20 protein-coding genes are annotated in these 18793 nt (G+C 57.9%); 11 read left to right on the top strand and 9 right to left on the bottom strand.

Annotation, left to right across the window (positions count from 1 at the left end; translation table 11 throughout):
- Positions 1–27: 27 nt before the first annotated feature.
- Complete coding sequence (locus tag DYL61_RS10065) at positions 28–564, bottom strand: DUF4946 domain-containing protein (RefSeq protein WP_135308212.1); 537 nt, start codon at positions 562–564, stop codon at positions 28–30.
- A gap of 197 nt (positions 565–761) precedes the next feature.
- Here DYL61_RS10065 and gloA point away from each other — a divergent pair, with 197 nt between their 5' ends.
- A complete protein-coding gene (gene gloA, locus DYL61_RS10060) occupies positions 762–1283 on the top strand; it encodes a lactoylglutathione lyase (protein WP_025856006.1) in 522 nt (173 codons plus the stop codon).
- A gap of 106 nt (positions 1284–1389) precedes the next feature.
- On the opposite strand, the gene ahpF is transcribed toward gloA, so the two are convergent.
- From ahpF to DYL61_RS10045, 3 genes are all read right to left on the bottom strand, one after another.
- The gene (ahpF, locus tag DYL61_RS10055; protein ID WP_135308211.1) at positions 1390–2955 is read right to left on the bottom strand and encodes an alkyl hydroperoxide reductase subunit F; all 1566 of its coding nucleotides are present in this window, start codon (positions 2953–2955) and stop codon (positions 1390–1392) included.
- Positions 2956–3086: 131 nt separating this feature from the next.
- Positions 3087–3650 (bottom strand): alkyl hydroperoxide reductase subunit C, encoded by a 564-nt coding sequence (gene ahpC / locus DYL61_RS10050; RefSeq protein WP_034119642.1) that lies wholly within the window; start codon positions 3648–3650, stop codon positions 3087–3089.
- 146 nt (positions 3651–3796) lie between these two features.
- The gene (locus DYL61_RS10045) at positions 3797–4717 is read right to left on the bottom strand and encodes a site-specific integrase (RefSeq protein ID WP_135308210.1); all 921 of its coding nucleotides are present in this window, start codon (positions 4715–4717) and stop codon (positions 3797–3799) included.
- A gap of 170 nt (positions 4718–4887) precedes the next feature.
- Between DYL61_RS10045 and DYL61_RS10040 the strand changes: the two genes are divergently transcribed.
- Positions 4888–5895, top strand: a complete 1008-nt coding sequence (locus DYL61_RS10040) for a DNA-binding protein (RefSeq protein ID WP_135308209.1) — start codon at positions 4888–4890, stop codon at positions 5893–5895.
- On the opposite strand, the gene gorA is transcribed toward DYL61_RS10040, so the two are convergent.
- Together gorA and galU are read right to left on the bottom strand one after the other, a co-directional pair.
- Complete coding sequence (gorA, locus tag DYL61_RS10035; RefSeq protein WP_135308208.1) at positions 5896–7254, bottom strand: glutathione-disulfide reductase; 1359 nt, start codon at positions 7252–7254, stop codon at positions 5896–5898. It abuts the gene before it with no gap.
- 108 nt (positions 7255–7362) lie between these two features.
- Positions 7363–8202 carry a UTP--glucose-1-phosphate uridylyltransferase GalU gene (gene galU / locus DYL61_RS10030; RefSeq protein ID WP_105697330.1) on the bottom strand — a complete coding sequence of 280 codons (840 nt, stop codon included), beginning with the start codon at positions 8200–8202 and terminating at the stop codon, positions 7363–7365.
- Positions 8203–8511: 309 nt separating this feature from the next.
- On the opposite strand from galU, the gene DYL61_RS10025 reads away from it, so the two are divergent.
- Positions 8512–8697 (top strand): hypothetical protein, encoded by a 186-nt coding sequence (locus tag DYL61_RS10025; RefSeq protein ID WP_105697329.1) that lies wholly within the window; start codon positions 8512–8514, stop codon positions 8695–8697.
- Positions 8698–8839: 142 nt separating this feature from the next.
- Positions 8840–9121 (top strand): hypothetical protein, encoded by a 282-nt coding sequence (locus tag DYL61_RS10020; protein ID WP_105697397.1) that lies wholly within the window; start codon positions 8840–8842, stop codon positions 9119–9121.
- Positions 9122–9128: 7 nt separating this feature from the next.
- Here the strand turns inward: DYL61_RS10020 and DYL61_RS10015 are convergent, their stop codons facing one another.
- Complete coding sequence (locus DYL61_RS10015) at positions 9129–9359, bottom strand: hypothetical protein (RefSeq protein WP_135308207.1); 231 nt, start codon at positions 9357–9359, stop codon at positions 9129–9131.
- Positions 9360–9382: 23 nt separating this feature from the next.
- Complete coding sequence (locus tag DYL61_RS10010; RefSeq protein ID WP_105697327.1) at positions 9383–9733, bottom strand: hypothetical protein; 351 nt, start codon at positions 9731–9733, stop codon at positions 9383–9385.
- 211 nt (positions 9734–9944) lie between these two features.
- On the opposite strand from DYL61_RS10010, the gene DYL61_RS10005 reads away from it, so the two are divergent.
- The 5 genes from DYL61_RS10005 (at position 9945) to DYL61_RS09990 (ending at position 13404) form a co-directional block, all read left to right on the top strand.
- Positions 9945–10247: a DUF1883 domain-containing protein gene (locus DYL61_RS10005; RefSeq protein ID WP_024075646.1), complete on the top strand. Its 303-nt coding sequence runs from the start codon at positions 9945–9947 to the stop codon at positions 10245–10247.
- Between the two features lie 20 nt (positions 10248–10267).
- Positions 10268–10435 (top strand): hypothetical protein, encoded by a 168-nt coding sequence (locus DYL61_RS31270; protein ID WP_167496692.1) that lies wholly within the window; start codon positions 10268–10270, stop codon positions 10433–10435.
- Between the two features lie 4 nt (positions 10436–10439).
- Positions 10440–11105: a DNA oxidative demethylase AlkB gene (gene alkB, locus DYL61_RS10000; protein WP_135308206.1), complete on the top strand. Its 666-nt coding sequence runs from the start codon at positions 10440–10442 to the stop codon at positions 11103–11105.
- A 75-nt stretch (positions 11106–11180) separates the two neighbouring features.
- Positions 11181–12227 carry a bifunctional DNA-binding transcriptional regulator/O6-methylguanine-DNA methyltransferase Ada gene (gene ada, locus DYL61_RS09995; RefSeq protein ID WP_135308205.1) on the top strand — a complete coding sequence of 349 codons (1047 nt, stop codon included), beginning with the start codon at positions 11181–11183 and terminating at the stop codon, positions 12225–12227.
- Between the two features lie 115 nt (positions 12228–12342).
- On the top strand, positions 12343–13404 hold the full coding sequence (locus DYL61_RS09990) for an NAD(P)H-dependent flavin oxidoreductase (RefSeq protein ID WP_135308204.1): 1062 nt from the start codon (positions 12343–12345) through the stop codon (positions 13402–13404).
- Here DYL61_RS09990 and DYL61_RS09985 read toward each other — a convergent pair.
- On the bottom strand, positions 13401–17144 hold the full coding sequence (locus DYL61_RS09985) for a hypothetical protein (RefSeq protein WP_135308203.1): 3744 nt from the start codon (positions 17142–17144) through the stop codon (positions 13401–13403). The genes DYL61_RS09990 and DYL61_RS09985 overlap by 4 nt on opposite strands.
- A 217-nt stretch (positions 17145–17361) precedes the next feature.
- Here DYL61_RS09985 and modA point away from each other — a divergent pair, with 217 nt between their 5' ends.
- Positions 17362–18108 carry a molybdate ABC transporter substrate-binding protein gene (gene modA / locus DYL61_RS09980; protein WP_135308202.1) on the top strand — a complete coding sequence of 249 codons (747 nt, stop codon included), beginning with the start codon at positions 17362–17364 and terminating at the stop codon, positions 18106–18108.
- Positions 18109–18789, top strand: a complete 681-nt coding sequence (modB, locus tag DYL61_RS09975) for a molybdate ABC transporter permease subunit (RefSeq protein ID WP_105697322.1) — start codon at positions 18109–18111, stop codon at positions 18787–18789. It begins immediately after the preceding gene.
- Positions 18790–18793: the final 4 nt, after the last annotated feature.

Raw genomic sequence — 18793 nt, 5'->3', positions numbered from 1 at the left:
TAAATAACATTTCACTTTGTTCAGAATCTAAAGTTTCAGACTGTCGCGCACCGAACTGACTTCATCCTTGCTGGCTTCGTACGCGTCGGTCTGGCCGGCGTATGAGAAAACATACGCTTTATCGGTATCAACAGCGCCGACCAATGTTTGCGAGAGCACACGTCGTCCGTTCTGGGTAATCACGCAAGTAGTTTCCAATGCATCAAGACCACTCAATGTTGTCGGGCGCATCTTGCTACACACACTTTGATAGCCGCCCTGGGCAAAATCTTTCTGGATGGACTTGCGCATCTCCAGCAAGACACCTGCAAGATTAACCGTATGTCCTGCCTCGATAGGCGTCGCGGTCAACTCCATGACCATCAGCGTCGCACCATTCTCATCGTTCTTGATTGCCCGTTGCCGGGACACGGATTGAGGTTTATCCGCCGCCGCACCCTCGGGTACCACTTCTTCGATCTGCCAGCCGCTGGGCCAATGGATCTGCGGGTCATCCGCCAATACAAGTGGGCAGGCCAACAGCAAACACACGCAGGTCAACAGCGAATTACGTAGCTCGATCATTGCGAAAAACACCCAAGGTTCCAGCCGCAAAGTCTGAGGCTCGCCCCCTCTGCTCGCAAGGCCTGCATAACCTTTTTCATTTGGCGCTGCGGGCGGCCCTTGCGTATCATGGCTGCGCTGCACGGATGCCAGCCGCAAGCCAAGGGAACGCTCCCCTCACCGGAGCCGCGTTTGCCCCATTTTTTTCTGGAGGGCCCATGAGCCTGCACGAACTGAACACTTTCCCGGGCGTCACTGCCCAGCCTGACACCGCCACCGCGAACTTCGTGTTTAACCACACCATGCTGCGGGTCAAGGACATCACCAAATCGCTGGATTTCTACACCCGCGTCCTGGGTTTCTCCCTGGTTGAGAAGCGCGACTTCCCGGAAGCCGAATTCAGCCTGTACTTCCTGGCCCTGGTGGACAAGTCCCAGATTCCGGCCGACGCCGCCGAGCGCACCCAGTGGATGAAGTCGATCCCAGGCATCCTGGAACTGACCCATAACCATGGCACTGAAAACGATGCCGACTTCGCCTACCACAACGGCAATACCGACCCGCGTGGCTTTGGCCATATTTGCATTTCGGTGCCGGATATCGTCGCTGCATGCGAGCGTTTCGAAGCGCTGGGTTGTGACTTCCAGAAGCGCCTGACCGATGGCCGCATGAAGAGCCTGGCGTTCATCAAGGACCCGGATGCGTATTGGGTCGAGATCATTCAGCCAGCGCCGCTGTAAGCGCAGAGTGTGACGCGGAGCGTCACCGAATGCATTCCCACGCGGAGCGTGGGAACGAGAAAAACCCCATGATCACTCATGGGGTTTTTCATTTCCGTTGCAGAATTTACGCTGGGGCGGAGGTGCGGATCAGGTGATCGAAAGCACTCAGGGAAGCCTTGGCGCCCTCGCCTACTGCGATCACGATCTGCTTGTACGGCACCGTCGTGACGTCGCCGGCAGCGAATACACCTGGCAATGAAGTCTCGCCACGCGCATCGACGATGATCTCACCACGAGGCGACAGCTCCACGGTGCCTTTGAGCCAGTCGGTGTTGGGCAGCAAACCGATCTGCACAAAGATCCCTTCCAGGTCGACGGTCTTGAACTCGCCGCTGTCCCGATCCTTGTAGGCCAAGCCGGTCACTTTCTGGCCATCACCTTTGACTTCACTGGTCAGCGCACTGGTGATCACATCGACGTTTGGCAGGCTGTACAGCTTGCGTTGCAACACGGCATCGGCGCGCAGTTTGCTGTCGAACTCAAGCAGGGTCACATGGCTGACGATACCGGCCAGGTCGATGGCCGCTTCCACGCCGGAGTTACCCCCGCCGATCACTGCCACGCGCTTGCCCTTGAACAGCGGACCATCGCAGTGCGGGCAGAAGCACACGCCCTTGGCCTTGTATTCCTGCTCGCCCGGCACGCCCATTTCACGCCAGCGAGCACCAGTGGCCAGGATCACGGTCTTGGACTTGAGCGTCGCACCGCTTTCAAAGCGCACTTCGTGCAACTCACCGGGGTTTTTCGCCGGGATCAAGCTGCTGGCTCGTTGCAGGTTCATGATGTCCACATCGTATTGACGCACGTGGGCTTCAAGGGCGCTGGCCAGTTTCGGCCCTTCGGTTTCCTGGACCGAGATAAAGTTCTCGATGGACATGGTGTCCAGCACCTGCCCGCCAAAGCGCTCAGCCGCCACACCGGTACGGATACCTTTACGTGCCGCATAGATCGCAGCCGACGAACCGGCCGGGCCACCGCCGACAATCAGTACATCAAACGCGTCTTTGGCGCTGATCTTCTCGGCAGCTTTTTCAATGCCGCTGGTGTCGAGCTTGGCGAGGATTTCTTCCAGGCCCATGCGGCCCTGGCCGAAGTTCACGCCGTTGAGGTACACACTGGGCACCGCCATGATCTGGCGCTCGTCCACTTCCGCCTGGAACAGCGCGCCGTCGATGGCGACGTGGCGGATGTTCGGGTTCAGCACGGCCATCAGGTTCAACGCCTGGACGACATCCGGGCAGTTCTGGCAGGACAGCGAGAAGTACGTCTCGAAGCTGAACTCGCCCTTGAGGGCGCGGATTTGCTCAATCACTTCGACACTGGCCTTCGACGGGTGGCCACCGACTTGCAGCAGGGCCAGTACCAACGAAGTAAATTCATGGCCCATGGGGATGCCGGCAAAACGCAGGCTGATCTCGGCACCCGGGCGGTTGATGGAGAACGATGGCTTGCGCGCATCATCGCCATCGGTTTTCAGGGTAATCAGCGTGGTGAGGCTGGTTACGTCCTGCAAAAGAGCAAGCATTTCCTGGGATTTCGCACCGTCGTCGAGGGAGGCGACGATCTCGATCGGCTGGGTGACCCGTTCCAGGTATGACTTCAACTGAGCTTTAAGATTGGCGTCCAACATACGGGCGATTTCCTATTAATTCGGTTTATTGCAGACAAAAAAATGCCCGAGCGAATCTCGCCCGGGCATTTTTGAGGGCGGTTGCAGCTTACTTAAGGTGCGGATTACCCGCCCTGAGGTGTGTCACAGACTTAGATCTTGCCGACCAGGTCCAGGGACGGAGCCAGGGTGGCCTCGCCTTCTTTCCACTTGGCTGGGCACACTTCGCCTGGGTGGGCAGCAACGTATTGAGCGGCCTTGATTTTGCGCAGCAGCTCGGAAGCGTCACGGCCAACACCACCGTCGTTCAGTTCAACAATCTTGATCTGACCTTCTGGGTTGATCACGAAAGTACCGCGGTCTGCCAGGCCAGCTTCTTCGATCAGCACGTCAAAGTTGCGGGAGATGGTCAGGGTTGGGTCGCCGATCATGGTGTATTGGATTTTGCCGATGGCAGGCGAAGTGTTGTGCCAGGCCGCGTGGGCAAAGTGGGTGTCGGTGGAAACGCTGTAGATCTCGACGCCCAGCTTCTGGAATTCAGCGTAGTTGTCAGCCAGGTCTTCCAGCTCGGTTGGGCAAACGAAGGTGAAGTCGGCTGGGTAGAAGAACACGACCGACCACTTGCCTTTCAGGTCAGCGTCGGACACATCTACGAAGCTGCCGTTTTTGAATGCGGTGGCTTTGAACGGTTTTACTTGGCTGTTGATGATAGGCATCGGTGACTCTCCGTCAGGGTTTGTAGAAAGGGCTTACAAAGTTGATGAGGTGAATCCTACCCACTCTCTCGGTCGATGGCTCATTGGCAAACCTGATGCTGACGATTGGTTTTCCCTATCAGGTGACTGTATTAATAGAAGAAATCTTAAAGCAGCGGTTGGGTGGCCAAGGTCATGCCGAGAAAGGGCGTCGCTTCAACATAGCGCATGGCAGATTTCATGTCGCTCCAGCCGACGTAAGCCATCAATGACTTCAAGTCCCAACCGCTGCGGTGAGCCCAAGTGGCGAAGCCCCGTCGCAGAGAGTGGCTGGTGTATTGCTCGGCGGGGATGCCGGCGCGTTCCAGCGCCTGGCGCAGTAACGGGATCACACTGTTGGCGTGCAAGCCCTCCTCCGCCAGATTGCCCCAGCGGTCAATCCCGCGAAATACCGGGCCGCGAACCAAGGCCGCGGCACTGAGCCATTCGCTGTAGGCCTGCACCGGGCAAAGACGCAGTAATGCCGGGGTGTGATAGGTCTTGCCAAGGTTGTCGCGGTCGCTTTTGCTGCGCGGCAGATACAGGCTGATGCCCGCGCCGGGGGTGGCTTGCACATGCTCAATCTCCAGGCGACAGAGTTCGTCACTGCGAAAGCCACGCCAGAAACCCAGCAGGATCAGGGCCTTGTCGCGCTTGGCGCGTAGTTGCCGAGCGGGATCATGACCAGTTGCCTCGCTTTCAAGCGACGCCACCACCTGTTCCAGATGCTTGAGCTGCAACGGCTCGGCTTGCTTTTCCTGTGCTGGGTGCACGGCGCGAATACCCTTGAGCACCTTGCGCACCACCGGCGCCTTGGTGGGGTCGGGAAACCCCTGGCTCGTATGCCACTGGGCCAGGGCCGAGAGGCGCAGCTTCAAGGTGTTAACCGCCAATACGCCCGCATGCGCCACCAGGTAGCGCGCCACGCTATCGCTGGTCGCGGGCAGGAATCCGCCCCAGCTCACTTCGAAATGCTCGATGGCCGCCCGGTAACTACGCCGCGTGTTGTCGCGGGTGGCGGCATTCAGGTATCGATCCAGATCGCTCATGGGGGGCCTATTCGTACTGCTGGCGGGTGTTTATGCGCTCAAAACGCGTATGACACGGGATAATACGCCAATATCCCATCTGTTAAATCATGAATTTAAACAAGATTTCATTCGTGATAAGGTATGTATCTACATACTACGTACCACAGTACTAAATCGACGGAGACCCCATGGCTCGTGGCGGCATCAACAAAGCAGTAGTCCAGACGGCACGCCTGGCAATCCTCGCCCGCGGCGAAAACCCCAGCATCGATGCCGTGCGCATTGAAATGGGCAATACCGGCTCGAAAACCACTATTCACCGCTATTTGAAAGAGTTGGATGCCAGCGAGACGCGGCTGACCATCACCGAAGCGCCGCTGGATGATGAGCTGGGAGAGCTGGTATCTCGCCTCGCGCAGCGCCTCAAGGACAAAGCCCAGGAGCCTATCGACCAGGCCCTGGCGCAATTCGAGCAACACAAAGCCGCCCTGCTCGCGCAGGTAGAGGCCCTCGAAGAGGCCCACGGCCTGCTCAAGCAGCAATTCGATATTCAGGCAGCCGCCCTGGCGGAAGAAAGTGCCGCCCTGCAAACCGCCAGCACCAGCCTGCAGACTGAGCAAACGCGTAATGCGGGGCTCAGCCAGGCTTGCAGCGATTACGAGCTGCGTATCAACGATAAAGACGAACAGATTCGTTCACTGGAGGAAAAACACCTGCACGCCCGCGATGCCCTGGAGCATTACCGCAATGCCATCAAGGATCAGCGCGAGCAGGAACAGCGACGCCATGAGGGTCAGCTACAACAAGTTCAGGCTGAATTGCGCCAGGCGCAGCAAAGCGCACTGGTACGCCAGGATGAAATCACCCAACTGCATCGCGACAACGAACGGCTGTTGATTGAGCATCGAGTAACGACGAAGGAATTGGCTGCACTGCAAGAGCAATCGCGCCAGGATCAAGCCCAGCAGCTCAAGCTGAGCGAGCAAGTGAGCCAAATAGACAGCGAACGCACGCTGCTTCAGGAACGCTTGCGAGTGGCTGTGCTGGAAAGTCAGTCACGCCAAGAGGCGCTGACCGAGCACCAGCACACTAACAAAACCCTGGAACTGGACCTGATCAAGGCCCAGTCCAACATTGAGGCATTGCGCCTGGCGGCCGTCGTTGCAACGACGCCAGACGCAACACCGCAAGACTGATCAGCCTGCTACAGGCGTGCGCATGGTGACGAACTCTTCCGCCGCCGTAGGATGCACGCCGATGGTTTCGTCGAAATGCCGCTTGGTCGCGCCCGCTTTCAGCGCGATCGCCAAACCCTGGACGATCTCGCCAGCGTCCGGGCCGACCATGTGGCAACCCAGCACCTTGTCAGTGTCGGCGTCGACCACCAGCTTCATCAGGGTTTTCTCCTGGCACTCCGTCAGGGTCAGTTTCATTGGTCGGAAGCGGCTTTCGAAAATTTGCACCTTATGCCCCTTCTCTTTCGCCTCTTCTTCCGTCAAGCCCACCGTGCCGATATTGGGCAGGCTGAACACTGCTGTCGGGATCATCGCGTAGTCCACCGGGCGATAGTGCTCAGGCTTGAACAAGCGGCGCGCTACAGCCATGCCTTCGGCGAGGGCTACGGGCGTCAGCTGTACGCGACCAATCACATCACCGATGGCCAGGATTGACGGTTCGGCGGTCTGGTACAGGTCGTCCACCTCGACAAAACCACGCTTGTCGAGTTTAACCCCAGTGTTTTCCAGCCCCAGGTTATCGAGCATCGGGCGGCGACCGGTGGCGTAGAACACGCAATCAGCTTCCAGCACGCGGCCATCTTTCAACGTAGCTTTAAGACTGCCGTCAGCCTGTTTGTCGATTCGCTCGATATCAGCATTGAATTGCAGGTCAAGGCCGCGCTTGGTCAGCTCTTCCTTAAGGTGAGTCCTTACCGAACCGTCGAAACCACGCAGGAACAGATCGCCGCGATACAGCAGCGTCGTCTGCGCACCCAGCCCGTGGAAGATGCCGGCGAATTCGACGGCAATGTAGCCGCCCCCCACCACCAGTACACGCTTGGGCAATTCCTTGAGGAAGAACGCCTCATTGGAGCCGATGGCGTGCTCGCGCCCCGGGATGTCGGGAATTTGTGGCCAGCCGCCCGTGGCGATCAGGATGTGTTCGGCAGTAAAGCGCTCGCCATTGATCTCCACTTGATGCGGGTCGACCACGCGCGCATGCCCTTCATGCAGGGTCACACCGCTGTTCACCAGCAGATTGCGATAAATGCCGTTGAGGCGATTGATCTCGCGATCCTTGTTGGCGATCAACGTCGCCCAATCAAAGTTCGCCTCACCCAGTGACCAGCCAAAACCGCTGGCCTGCTCGAAGTCTTCGGCAAAGTGCGCGCCATAGACCAACAGTTTTTTCGGCACGCAGCCCACGTTCACACAGGTGCCGCCCAGGTAACGGCTCTCCGCAACCGCCACCTTGGCGCCAAAGCCCGCCGCAAAACGTGCCGCGCGTACACCGCCGGAACCGGCGCCAATTACATACAGGTCAAAATCGTAGGCCATTTCACTCTCCTCGGCAGGCAATCAGCATACCGGCTTAGTTGGGGCTGAAAAACGAAAAAGCCACCCGAAGGTGGCTTTCTTTGTACAGAGCAGGCCGACTACCTTGAATCAGTAGGCCTTGCCAGTCTTGTAGAAGTGCTCGTAGCAGAAGTTGGTGGCTTCGATGTAGCCTTCGGCGCCGCCGCAGTCGAAACGCTGGCCCTTGAACTTGTAGGCAATCACGCAGCCGTCTTTGGCTTGTTTCAACAGGGCGTCGGTGATCTGGATCTCGCCACCCTTGCCCGGCTCGGTTTCTTCGATCAGCTTGAAGATGTCCGGAGTCAGGATGTAACGACCGATGATCGCCAGGTTCGACGGTGCGTCTTCCGGCGCTGGTTTCTCAACCATGTCGCGTACGCGGATCAGGTCATCGCCAATGCTGTCACCAGCGATTACGCCGTACTTGTTAGTTTCCTGAGGGTCAACCTCTTGTACGGCAACGATAGTGCAACGGTATTTCTGGTACAGCTTGACCATCTGGGTCAGTACGCCGTCGCCTTCCAGGTTCACACACAGGTCGTCCGCCAGTACCACGGCGAACGGTTCGTCACCGATCAGCGGGCGGCCGGTCAGGATCGCGTGGCCAAGGCCTTTCATCTGGGTTTGACGGGTGTAGGAGAACGAGCACTCGTCCAGCAGTTTGCGGATACCAACCAGGTATTTTTCCTTGTCGGTGCCCTTGATCTGGTTTTCCAGCTCGTAGCTGATGTCGAAGTGGTCTTCCAGCGCGCGCTTGCCGCGACCGGTCACGATGGAGATTTCGTTCAGGCCGGCATCCAGTGCCTCTTCGACGCCGTACTGAATCAGTGGCTTGTTCACCACCGGCAGCATCTCTTTAGGCATGGCTTTGGTCGCTGGCAGGAAGCGAGTGCCGTAACCGGCTGCTGGGAACAAGCATTTCTTGATCATATAAGTCCTTACAAAGGGCTGTGCGTACGAAATTCGGCGCAGTCTAATCAGGCCGCAGTCACCTTACAATGGGTCCTGCTGGCGTTGCGATGTCATGATAGAGAAAAAATGTCGGCGTAAGTTCCGCTGATCTTACGAAGAGCGTTGCCATCCGCACGGCAAAAATGCCTGCACCTCTCAGTTTCAAAGGGCTGCAATCTTTTTAGCACGCTTTTGCAATCGGGACACTGGCCTACAATAACTTGCGCGTCCAGGCCACGTTTGACGCTATCATTAAGCCCTTGAACCAGACCACGAGATTCTCAATAGATGTCAGAACCAAAAGGCGTGAACGGCTACCTCATCACCAAGCGTGCGGACGGTTGGCACTTGATCAACTTCCACGGTGACAGCGTTGCGGGGGCCTTCCCTAGCGAAAGCCAGGCAATCGCCGTAGCTGAAGTGTTTGTAGATGAAGCCGGCCACGCGTCGAGCAAGCGCCCTAAAGGCAAGTAAGCCTTGAACGCTGCACAAAGAGCCCCGCTAAACGGGGCTTTTTTGTGTTTGTGTATACCTTGATGGCCGTTCGCTATAATCTCTCGCAAACGCCCCACGACAGTGTCAGCGCCCCTCCAACACCCTCGACGACGATCTCCCAATGAACAAAATCCTGGCACTGACTGCGGTACTGGCGCTCGCCGGCTGCACCACCACTTCTGACGTTTATTTGAAAGATGGCGAACAAGGCTTGACCATCGACTGTTCCGGCGAGGCTAATTCGTGGGCCAGTTGCTACGAGAAAGCCGATGCATCGTGTGCTGGCACCGGCTATCGCATCGTCGGCACCGAGGGCACGCCGTCACTTAATGAAAGTGACAAGACCCTCGGCAAAGACGTGGGCAACTACAAAAGTCGCAGTGTCGTGGTGGTCTGCAAATAGCGACAGGCTATAGATGGATCTCGGCGAACTTGATCCCCAAGCCCCTCAGGGTTTCAGTGAGTTCATCAAGGTTGGAAAAGGACTCGACTTCGTCCTGCTCGTCGACCAGGAAAAAACTGCGCCCACCGCTTTTCTTGAAGAAAACGATCCATTCGCCAAGGTCGGCCGGATTCTGGATGACATGGGTGGCCGAGATTTGCCCCTCGGCATGGCGGGCTTTAACGTGTTCACGCTTCATATCGTTGATTTTCCGTCACGGCATCAGCCGGAAATGCAATCTTCCGCCGCCTGTTTGACATCACCTGGACGGATCGGCACGTTGGACATGCTCTCGTAAAGCTTGATGCTGCTACCGCTGGAGCGCTCTTCAATTTCGAAGATCGCCGACGGATCGGTCGAGAACTTCTGCGGCACGATCACTTGCACCCCGTCCTTGTGCGGTTCGATTTGCGGCGGACGGCGGGTGGCAGACAATTTTTTCACCACGCAGGCCGCGTATTCTTGTGGTTTTTTCCCGGAAATGACCGCCAATGTCGGCGGGGTTTGCTTGATATCAGCAACCGAGGCACACCCACCGATGGCCAAGGCCAGAACCAACACGCTCCATTTCATACAAAACCTCCCATAAAGACCGTACGACAGCGGGGATGGTAATTTTCTCCCGCCCACGTAGGATTTATCCCTGATAACTCGGTAAATAACTGTTTTAAATTGTCGATGCCGTTGAAGACGACGCGATAATAAACGCGCTGGGGCTGATAAACTCCATCTTATCCTACGTATCGTTCTGATTTTTCAGAAAAAGCCCTTCTGGAGACACCCCATGAAATTCATTCACCAGCGCGAGCACCTCAACGAGGGCGACATTGTTGTCATCGAATGTTCGCAGACCTGCAACATCCGCCTGATGAGCGATGCGAACTTTCGCAGCTTCAAGAACGGTGGTCGCCACACTTACCACGGCGGCGCCTTCGACAAATTCCCCGCCAAGATCACCGCCCCCAGCACCGGGTTCTGGAACATCACCCTGGACGTAGTCACCCGCCGAGCCATCAGCGTGACCCGTAAGCCAACCCTGTCCCACAAGATCCGCATCGTGCGCCGCACCAGCTCCAAGCTGAGCTGAATACCCCACAGGAAATAGCCGTGACTACCACTACCAAATACGTCATCAAGTACAAACTCAACGGTGAGCGCCGCTTTGAATTCGCCCAGTTGCAGAGCAATAGCGTGGAAGAAGCCAAGCAAGCCCTGGCAAAAATCCACGATGCCAGTGATGAAATCACCGACATCAACGTGAGCAAGGCGCTGTAAGACCATGCCCGGCCCCACCGCCGACCTGTTTGCCGATGACGCGCTGCAACAGCCCGCAGGGCGTGAACAGATCGGCGAAGAGTCCTACGTATTAAGAGGCTTTGCCCTGCCCTGGATAGATCGAATGCTTCCAGAGCTGCGGCAAGTGCTGGCGCAGTCTCCGTTTCGCCAGATGGTCACGCCCGGCGGTTTTACCATGTCGGCGGCGCTGAGCAGTTGCGGCGAATTGGGATGGACCACCGATGCCAGCGGCTACCGCTACAGCCCGACCGACCCCCACAGCCAGCAACCCTGGCCCGCCATGCCCAACGACTTGCGCCGGCTGGCTATCCTGGCCGCAGCCGACGCGGGCTTTATCGACTTCGAACCTGACGCCTGCCTGATCAACCGCTACGTGCCCGGCGCAAAAATGTCCCTGCATCAGGACAAGAACGAACGGCGCTACAGTGCACCCGTGGTATCGGTTTCCCTGGGCTTGCCTGCGATTTTCCTGTTTGGTGGGCACACACGTAGCGACAGGCCCAAAAAGGTCTCATTGTTCCACGGCGATGTAGTGGTCTGGGGCGGCGTCGACCGCCTGCGTTTCCATGGGGTATTACCGATCCAGGCAGGTCAGCACCCGATCATGGGGCCGCAGCGTATCAACCTCACCTTTCGCACTGCCGGTTGATTTGACCGCAAGGTTCGGAGTGCCAGTCGATTACGGCACACCTATCCTGCCCAAAACCCGTCAAGAGTGCCGACCATGACCATCGAACACGACCCCCGCTGGGCTGCGATCCTGGCCCGCGACCCCAAGGCTGATGCGCTGTTCGTCTACGGCGTAAAAACCACCGGGGTGTATTGCCGCCCCAGCAGTGCGTCGCGCCTGCCACTCCCGCAGAACGTCGAGTTCTTCGACACCCCGGCCCAAGCCGAAGCCGCAGGCTACCGTGCCAGCAAACGCGCTGCCGGCGACCAGACTCAATTGGCTGCGCATCACACCCTACTGGTGGCCGATGCGTGTCGCCATATCGAACAGGCCGACACGCCGCCCAGCCTGAGTACACTGGCCATGCGTGCCGGACTGAGCCCTTTCCATTTTCATCGCGTGTTCAAGGCCGTCACCGGCCTGACGCCCAAGGGTTATGCACGCGCCCATCGTTCACGCAAGGTGCGCGATGGGCTCAAGGGCCAGCACACGGTAACCGATGCGCTCTACGAGGCAGGCTTCAACTCCAATAGCCGTTTTTACGAGTCGGCCAACCACTTGCTGGGCATGACACCCACTGACTACAAGGCCGGCGGCCCCCATAACCAAATCCTGTTTGCGGTCGGCCAGTGTTCGCTGGGGGCCATCCTGGTGGCGCAAAGCGCCCGTGGCGTGTGCGCGATTCTGCTGGGGGATGATCCGGCCAAGCTGGTGCGGGACCTTCAGGATCAGTTCCCCAAGGCTGACTTGATCGGCGCAGACCGCCGCTTCGAACGCTTGATCGCACACGTGGTGGGCTTTGTCGAGGCGCCTGCCCTCGGTTTGGATTTACCCCTGGACCTGCGGGGCACCGCGTTTCAGGAGCGAGTCTGGCAGGCCCTGCGCGATATCCCGCCCGGTAGCACGGTCAGTTATGCGCAAATTGCCGAACGCATCGGTGCGCCCAAGTCTTTCCGTGCCGTTGCGCAGGCGTGTGGTGCCAACAGCCTGGCAGTGGCGATTCCGTGCCACCGGGTAGTGCGCAGTAACGGCGACCTTTCGGGCTATCGCTGGGGCGTAGAACGCAAACGCGAGCTCCTGGAGCGCGAACGCAAGACTTGAACCGCTTGCCTGCGGCACGAAACCGCCCATCCGTCCAGTGAATAAAACAGACTGGCCGGAGCGCCAGCGCCTTGCTAAAACAGCGCAAAGACCGATAACGCTGGAGACGTACCTTATGAGCAGTTGGCCAGACACCCGCCTTCTCGATCTGCTGGGCATCGAAGTGCCCATCATCCAAGCGCCAATGGCCGGTGCCACGACGCCTGCCATGGTGATAGCCGCGAACGAGGCTGGTGCATTGGGCTCCCTGCCCGCCGCCACGCTGAGCATCGAGCAACTGCGCGAAGCACTGACCAGCATTCGCCAGGCCAGCCAGCGGCCGATCAACGTCAATTTCTTCTGTCACCAGCCACCCCAGGCAGATGAGGCGCGTGACCGTCGCTGGAAGGATTTGCTGGAGCCTTACTACCGTGAATTGGGCGCCGATTTTGACGCGCCAACCCCGGTCTCAAACCGCGCGCCCTTTAATGATGCTGCCTGCGAAGTGGTCGAAGCGTTTCGCCCCGAAGTCGTCAGCTTCCACTTCGGCCTACCAGAAAAAGCCCTACTGGATCGCGTCAAGGCCACCGGGGCCAAGGTGCTTTCATCTGCCACCACCGTAGAGGAAGCGGTCTGGCTGGAACAGCACGGTTGCGATGCGATCATCGCCATGGGTATTGAGGCGGGCGGACATCGCGGCATGTTTTTGAGCGACGATCTCAACAGCCAGATCGGTTTGATGGCCTTGCTGCCACAAATCGTTGATGCCGTCAGTGTGCCGGTGATTGCAGCCGGCGGCATCGGCGACGCGCGCGGGATTGTTGCGGCGCTCGCCCTGGGTGCTTGCGCGGTGCAGATAGGTACGGCTTATCTGTTTACCCCTGAAGCCACCGTCAGTGCGTCCCACTATCGTGCACTGCGCCATGCCCAGGCCAGCGAGACCGCGCTGACCAACCTGTTCACCGGTCGCCCCGCGCGGGGCATTGTCAACCGAGTGATGCGCGAACTCGGTGCCATCAACCCCGCCGCGCCGGCATTTCCTGGCGCGGGCGGTGCATTGATGCCGCTCAAGGCCAAGGACGAAGCCGGCTTCGCCAACCTATGGGCGGGCCAGGCTTTTGGTTTGGGGCGCGAACTGCCTGCCCGGCAGCTGACCGAGTCGTTGGCATCACAAGCGCTGAAACGCCTTTCGCGTTAAACCGGCATAGACTCGGTGGGTTCAAGCCCACTGAGGCGAAACTCTTCGGATGGCGGTAATACCGTAAAGCGCCCCTGGCGCAGTGCACTGATACCAAAGACAACCCGTGCAAGGTGTTCGTTATGCTCTGCATAGGGCTGGGTGCGCAGAATCAACGCAAAGTAACACTCGGGCTGACGCAAGGCCTCTACCCCACGAATCGACTCCAGTCCCCTGGCAAACAGGGCGCGACCGCTGGCAGGAGACAAGCGTTCATAGCTGACAGAACGCGCATGACGCACACGTATAGCGCCAGCGGTATTGAGCTGTTCATAAAGCGTGTCCAGCACGGCAATCGAATGTAAATCCACTCCAGCATGGGAACCAGAGACATATTGCTCGAGCTGACCTTTCAATTGCTCCAGCCAGCTGTCGTCCTCTTGTCCAGCCCGCACGGCGATCCAGTCAATACAGTCCACCAGCGCATCCCGCCCCGAGGCAAGCACAGGGGGCAGCCCCGACTGTAGCGTCTCCAGATGCGTCAATGCGTATTGCACCATGGCGGCCTCCTCTGCCATCACCTTGTCCATCAGCGCGATGTACTCAGCCTTCGGCTCCGCGCGCCAAACCTGTAGATAGCTGAGCAACAGCGTTCTGAGTTCCCCAACGGCGTCGACGCCAATCGTGCGGCGCAAGACCTGCTCAGTTTCCTGAACAAGGCTGTTCAGGGTGCTGATCTGGTTGAATAAGTCAGTTTGACTGAGGTCATTCGTTCGATGCTCGGTAGGCTCGGCAGGTGCAAACGGACTGACCACCAATTGATAAAACACATCAGTCCAAAGGCGATGGATCTGCTGGCGAACTTGTTCTGCGTACTGCTGTGGCAGGGCAACAATGCTGTAGTTACCCGTGCTGAAAAAGCGTGCCCAACTGACCCCTAGTGGAAAGAGCGCCTCAACCTGCTCACTCGCGCGGGGAAACGAGGGGAAGAACTTATAAACGACCACCTTTTCCTGCAGCGTCGGGAGCGTGCGCAGGTGCTGTTCCCAGCCTGACACGGAGCCGAAGTAGATACGCCGCTCTGCAGAAGAGTCCAAATGGCTCACGGCGATATCCATGATGGCTATATCGTCTTCGTGCCGCAGGCACATTGCAAAATGCTGTGTCGGGTGCTGGTCATCCAGGCCTGCGAAGATCAGCACACCGACCGCCTGCACTCCCCACGACTTACTTGATAAATACCGGCTGCATTTCACGCACGCTGTATAACCACCAGATGTGGATGCCGGTGCGTAGCCATTGAGTTCAGACAGTTTGTTATCGTCACGAAATGTTTTTACCAGGCGATCACGCAGGGTCTGCCAACCGATGGGCACAGGCATGAACACCGGATCAAGCGCTTGTTTGACGGGCAATTGCAGGGGGATTTCGTCTGGCGCCTGGGGTGTCAGTAACGGCAACACCGTCTTGCCGGCAGCGGTCGACTGCTTGAGTAATACTCGCAGTTTACGCGTGACGGTACTCACATCCACGCCCAAATCCACCACCCCCAGCAGCACACCCAATTTGCACTCTTGAATGTAGGTACCATATTCCTCAGGACGATCGGCGCTTTGAGCCAGCGCATAGCTGAAACCAACCTCCCCCACATTAGTGACAAACCGCACCATACCCGACACCAACAAGGCCCCCATCCCACTCAACGGGCCGATAGCGGCAATCACCAACCCAGACAGGGCTCGTATGACCTGCCTATACATTGAGGTTTTTGCACGGCGTCGTTCTTCATCCGAGGAGAAGATGGCGTAGTTGATCAACTGCTTGATTTCGGCGACAGCGATCTCACGCAACCGCGTCGGCAAGTCGGCTACTTCCTGAAAAGTAATAGGCTGCGGCGGAAAGCGTCGGTAGTGATAGCCGTAGCGCTTCTTTTGCGGAACAAAATCTTCACGCGTCAGGCTGAATCGCTCCGCCAATGGCAGGTGGGCACGGATAAACGCCATTAGCTTCTCAGTGGGATGACCTTTAACCGTGCTCGGTTGCCACACCGCCCATTTGTGCCCCGATAAATTGAGTGACACCAGGAGCGCTTTCGTCGAGTCCATCTTCACCACAAAAACGTTCGCCAGCAGCTTTTCCTTGAAGAGCAGCAAGCGAGGCTTCAGGTCGGATTTCAAGTAACGAAAGGCGGCACCGCGCAAGCCGGCATCTGTTTCGTTGTGATCGGCGAGAAACTGCCCGACACGTACACGGGCCAGCGCTATACAGGTTTCTTCAAACAGTGTCTTGAACTCGGCATTTTGTGAGAGGTTGTCTACGTCATCAATAAACTCCGTGAGCAGCGTATCCCTGATGCCAGAGAGTGCCTTCATCTCACGGGGGGAAATGGGTTCCCCCCTGATGTGCACCGAACTGACCTGTTCCTGGTAAAACCGGCTTCGCTGCGGCTCTCCGATCACCACTTGTTCGAAGGTGAAATACTTGTAACGCGGTGGGCTGAAGGCCGACATGCCAGAGGTGTGTGGAGGGTATCCCACCAAGTATTTGTACCTGAACTGTCGTTCCTGGGAGAAACGCTGCCAGTCCCCCTCCGGAAGACCGGTCTTGCTAAAACTACGCCGGACCAGATTGGCCACATAGTCTTTGCACAGTTCCACGTTCCCCACACTATTGGCCAGGGAGTCCCATTTTTGCCACGCCCTCGTCAGTTTCGGGAGTTGCCCTGTCAGTGGGCGGCGTTGCGTCCACTGTGCCAGTTCGGCTGGCACGATGCGCACTTCGATAAACGCTTGGCTTGCGTCATGGCGGATAAACCATTGGTTGTCCTGATCGTCCCGTGCGGTGATGCCGTCGTCCTCATCCTGCACGCCGCAGTTAACCCAGGGACAACGGTGATTCATGTAAAGGCTGAGGTAATAGCGCCACTGTTTAAGCGGCCAATGCGCTTCAGGCACCGTGACGGAATAGGTCAATGTCTCGGTCTTACCGGGCAGATGACTGATGACCACTTCGACGAGTTGGTCCGCCGCCAAATCATCTCCAGGCAGATCAAATGACTTCGATACCCACCGAGGAACAATGGAAAAGTCGACATCACCGACCGTTTCTTCAAATGGCATAAGCCACAGTTGGTTTTTTGCCGGGTCATCGGAAAAGTACACATGACCACCCGACCGCGCGCCAATTCGCAACCCCGACCAGGTTGTGCCAATCAGTCGCGGCCATTGCGTGACGCTCAGTGAAATCGGAGGGACGTCGAACCAGAATAGCGCCAGCAAACGACCCTGCCTCCCCCAGACATGACAGACCACAATCTCGGTTTTCAACAAGCTTCGATCAGGCAGTACCAGGGGATAGGGATTACTGGCCAGGCTCCGTGACTGGCCGATGCCACGGATGCTGTCCATGAAAAAACGCGCCGGGGTCATCTGTTTGACCGTCTCACCGAAGAAGGACGGCATTCTCGGGGCTACTGTCAGGGTGGACGTTTGCCCTTTGGCGGGAAAGCTTTCCCAACGGTAGTGGTTATTGAGAACGTGCCAAAGAGGCACCTCCTCCCACTCGACAATAAGCGGGTCCTGCTCAGGATCCACTGATACGGAGAACTTCACCGGGATCATCGTAGAGGTGTTGATCAGGCTCTTCGCGTCCTGATCCAGTTGAGAGCGTTGCAGAACTCGATCTATCCACGCTTGGATATATAGCTCGGATGAGTCACTCCTCAATCCGGCAGTATCGACGTAGGCGTACTTACTTTCCATCCTGACCTTCCCATGGCCTTGAAACGACTTACTATCCACGTGAGCCTCGGCCGTGGCTGTAGGCACCTCGCCACCCAGCACATGGAAGGCTCGACAGGTCTACCGCGCGATTTCCGCTTGCCATTTATTCGCTATATACATATACATACAGCGCCTGAAAGCCCCCAAAGCACTTGACTAACAACACAGGCACTTGGAGCCCTCTATGACCCGCAACATGACCCCTCGCCTTCTTTTGGCGACATTGATCGCACTGGCTGGCGCCGCCGCCCACGCCGACGAAGTCCAAGTGGCCGTGGCCGCCAACTTCACCGCACCGATCCAAGCCATTGCCGCCGACTTCGAAAAAGACACCGGCCACAAGTTGGTCGCGGCCTACGGTGCTACCGGCCAGTTCTACACCCAGATCAAGAACGGCGCGCCGTTCGAGGTGTTCCTGAGCGCCGACGACACCACCCCGCAAAAACTCGAGAGCGAAGGCGACACCGTCAAAGGCTCACGCTTCACCTACGCCGTGGGCACCCTGGCGCTGTGGTCGGCCAAAGAAGGCTATGTGGATGCCAAGGGCGAAGTGCTGAAGAAAAATGAGTTCAAGCACTTGTCCATCGCCAACCCCAAAGCCGCCCCATACGGCTTGGCCGCCACCCAGGTACTGGCCAAAGAAGGCCTGACCGATAAGGTCAAGGACAAGATCGTTGAAGGCCAGAACATCACCCAGGCCTATCAATTCGTGTCCACCGGCAACGCCGAGCTGGGTTTCGTGGCCTTGTCGCAGATCTACAAAGACGGCAAAGTCAGCAGCGGTTCGGCGTGGATCGTCCCGTCGTCCATGCATGACCCGATCAAACAGGACGCGGTGATCCTCAACAAAGGTAAAGACAGCGCCGCTGCCAAGGCACTGGTTGAATACCTCAAGGGGCCAAAAGCCGCTGCCGTTATCAAGTCCTACGGTTACGAGCTCTAAATGCCGCTATCGAGTGCCGATTTTTCCGCTATTTGGCTGACCATCAAACTGGCGTCACTGACCACCGTGATCCTGCTGGTGATCGGCACTCCGATTGCTCTGTGGCTGTCGCGCACCCGATCCTGGTGGCGCGGGCCCATTGGTGCAATCGTCGCCTTGCCGTTGGTGTTGCCACCGACGGTGATCGGCTTCTACCTGCTGCTGACCATGGGCCCCAATGGCTACTTTGGCCAGTTCACCCAATGGCTGGGCCTGGGCACCCTCACCTTCAGCTTCACCGGGCTGGTACTCGGCTCGGTGATCTATTCCATGCCGTTTGTGGTGCAGCCGTTGCAGAACGCCTTCTCCGCCATCGGCACGCGCCCCCTGGAAGTGGCCGCGACCTTGCGCGCCAACCCTTGGGACACGTTTTTCACGGTGATCCTGCCGCTGGCACGCCCGGGCTTTATCACCGCCTCAATCCTTGGCTTCGCCCACACTGTCGGTGAGTTCGGTGTGGTGCTGATGATCGGCGGCAATATCCCCAACAAGACACGGGTGGTCTCGGTGCAGATCTACGACCACGTGGAGGCCATGGAATATGCCCAGGCCCACTGGCTCGCCGGCTCCATGGTGGTGTTTGCATTCCTCGTGTTGCTGGCGCTGTATTCCAGCCGTAAAACCAAGATGGGCTGGAGCTGATTCG

Source organism: Pseudomonas nabeulensis, from assembly GCF_004682045.1.
Lineage (GTDB): Bacteria > Pseudomonadota > Gammaproteobacteria > Pseudomonadales > Pseudomonadaceae > Aquipseudomonas > Aquipseudomonas nabeulensis.
Note: the sequence above shows the minus strand (reverse complement) of the source record. Positions and strands in the feature narration are given on the sequence as shown.

What these genes read in the sequence shown, in the direction of transcription:
- DYL61_RS10065 (WP_135308212.1), bottom strand. Translation starts at nt 564, where the DNA reads ATGATCGAGCTACGTAATTCGCTGTTGACCTGCGTGTGTTTGCTGTTG.
- gloA (WP_025856006.1), top strand. Translation starts at nt 762, where the DNA reads ATGAGCCTGCACGAACTGAACACTTTCCCGGGCGTCACTGCCCAGCCT.
- ahpF (WP_135308211.1), bottom strand. Translation starts at nt 2,955, where the DNA reads ATGTTGGACGCCAATCTTAAAGCTCAGTTGAAGTCATACCTGGAACGG.
- ahpC (WP_034119642.1), bottom strand. Translation starts at nt 3,650, where the DNA reads ATGCCTATCATCAACAGCCAAGTAAAACCGTTCAAAGCCACCGCATTC.
- DYL61_RS10045 (WP_135308210.1), bottom strand. Translation starts at nt 4,717, where the DNA reads ATGAGCGATCTGGATCGATACCTGAATGCCGCCACCCGCGACAACACG.
- DYL61_RS10040 (WP_135308209.1), top strand. Translation starts at nt 4,888, where the DNA reads ATGGCTCGTGGCGGCATCAACAAAGCAGTAGTCCAGACGGCACGCCTG.
- gorA (WP_135308208.1), bottom strand. Translation starts at nt 7,254, where the DNA reads ATGGCCTACGATTTTGACCTGTATGTAATTGGCGCCGGTTCCGGCGGT.
- galU (WP_105697330.1), bottom strand. Translation starts at nt 8,202, where the DNA reads ATGATCAAGAAATGCTTGTTCCCAGCAGCCGGTTACGGCACTCGCTTC.
- DYL61_RS10025 (WP_105697329.1), top strand. Translation starts at nt 8,512, where the DNA reads ATGTCAGAACCAAAAGGCGTGAACGGCTACCTCATCACCAAGCGTGCG.
- DYL61_RS10020 (WP_105697397.1), top strand. Translation starts at nt 8,840, where the DNA reads ATGAACAAAATCCTGGCACTGACTGCGGTACTGGCGCTCGCCGGCTGC.
- DYL61_RS10015 (WP_135308207.1), bottom strand. Translation starts at nt 9,359, where the DNA reads ATGAAGCGTGAACACGTTAAAGCCCGCCATGCCGAGGGGCAAATCTCG.
- DYL61_RS10010 (WP_105697327.1), bottom strand. Translation starts at nt 9,733, where the DNA reads ATGAAATGGAGCGTGTTGGTTCTGGCCTTGGCCATCGGTGGGTGTGCC.
- DYL61_RS10005 (WP_024075646.1), top strand. Translation starts at nt 9,945, where the DNA reads ATGAAATTCATTCACCAGCGCGAGCACCTCAACGAGGGCGACATTGTT.
- alkB (WP_135308206.1), top strand. Translation starts at nt 10,440, where the DNA reads ATGCCCGGCCCCACCGCCGACCTGTTTGCCGATGACGCGCTGCAACAG.
- ada (WP_135308205.1), top strand. Translation starts at nt 11,181, where the DNA reads ATGACCATCGAACACGACCCCCGCTGGGCTGCGATCCTGGCCCGCGAC.
- DYL61_RS09990 (WP_135308204.1), top strand. Translation starts at nt 12,343, where the DNA reads ATGAGCAGTTGGCCAGACACCCGCCTTCTCGATCTGCTGGGCATCGAA.
- DYL61_RS09985 (WP_135308203.1), bottom strand. Translation starts at nt 17,144, where the DNA reads ATGGAAAGTAAGTACGCCTACGTCGATACTGCCGGATTGAGGAGTGAC.
- modA (WP_135308202.1), top strand. Translation starts at nt 17,362, where the DNA reads ATGACCCCTCGCCTTCTTTTGGCGACATTGATCGCACTGGCTGGCGCC.
- modB (WP_105697322.1), top strand. Translation starts at nt 18,109, where the DNA reads ATGCCGCTATCGAGTGCCGATTTTTCCGCTATTTGGCTGACCATCAAA.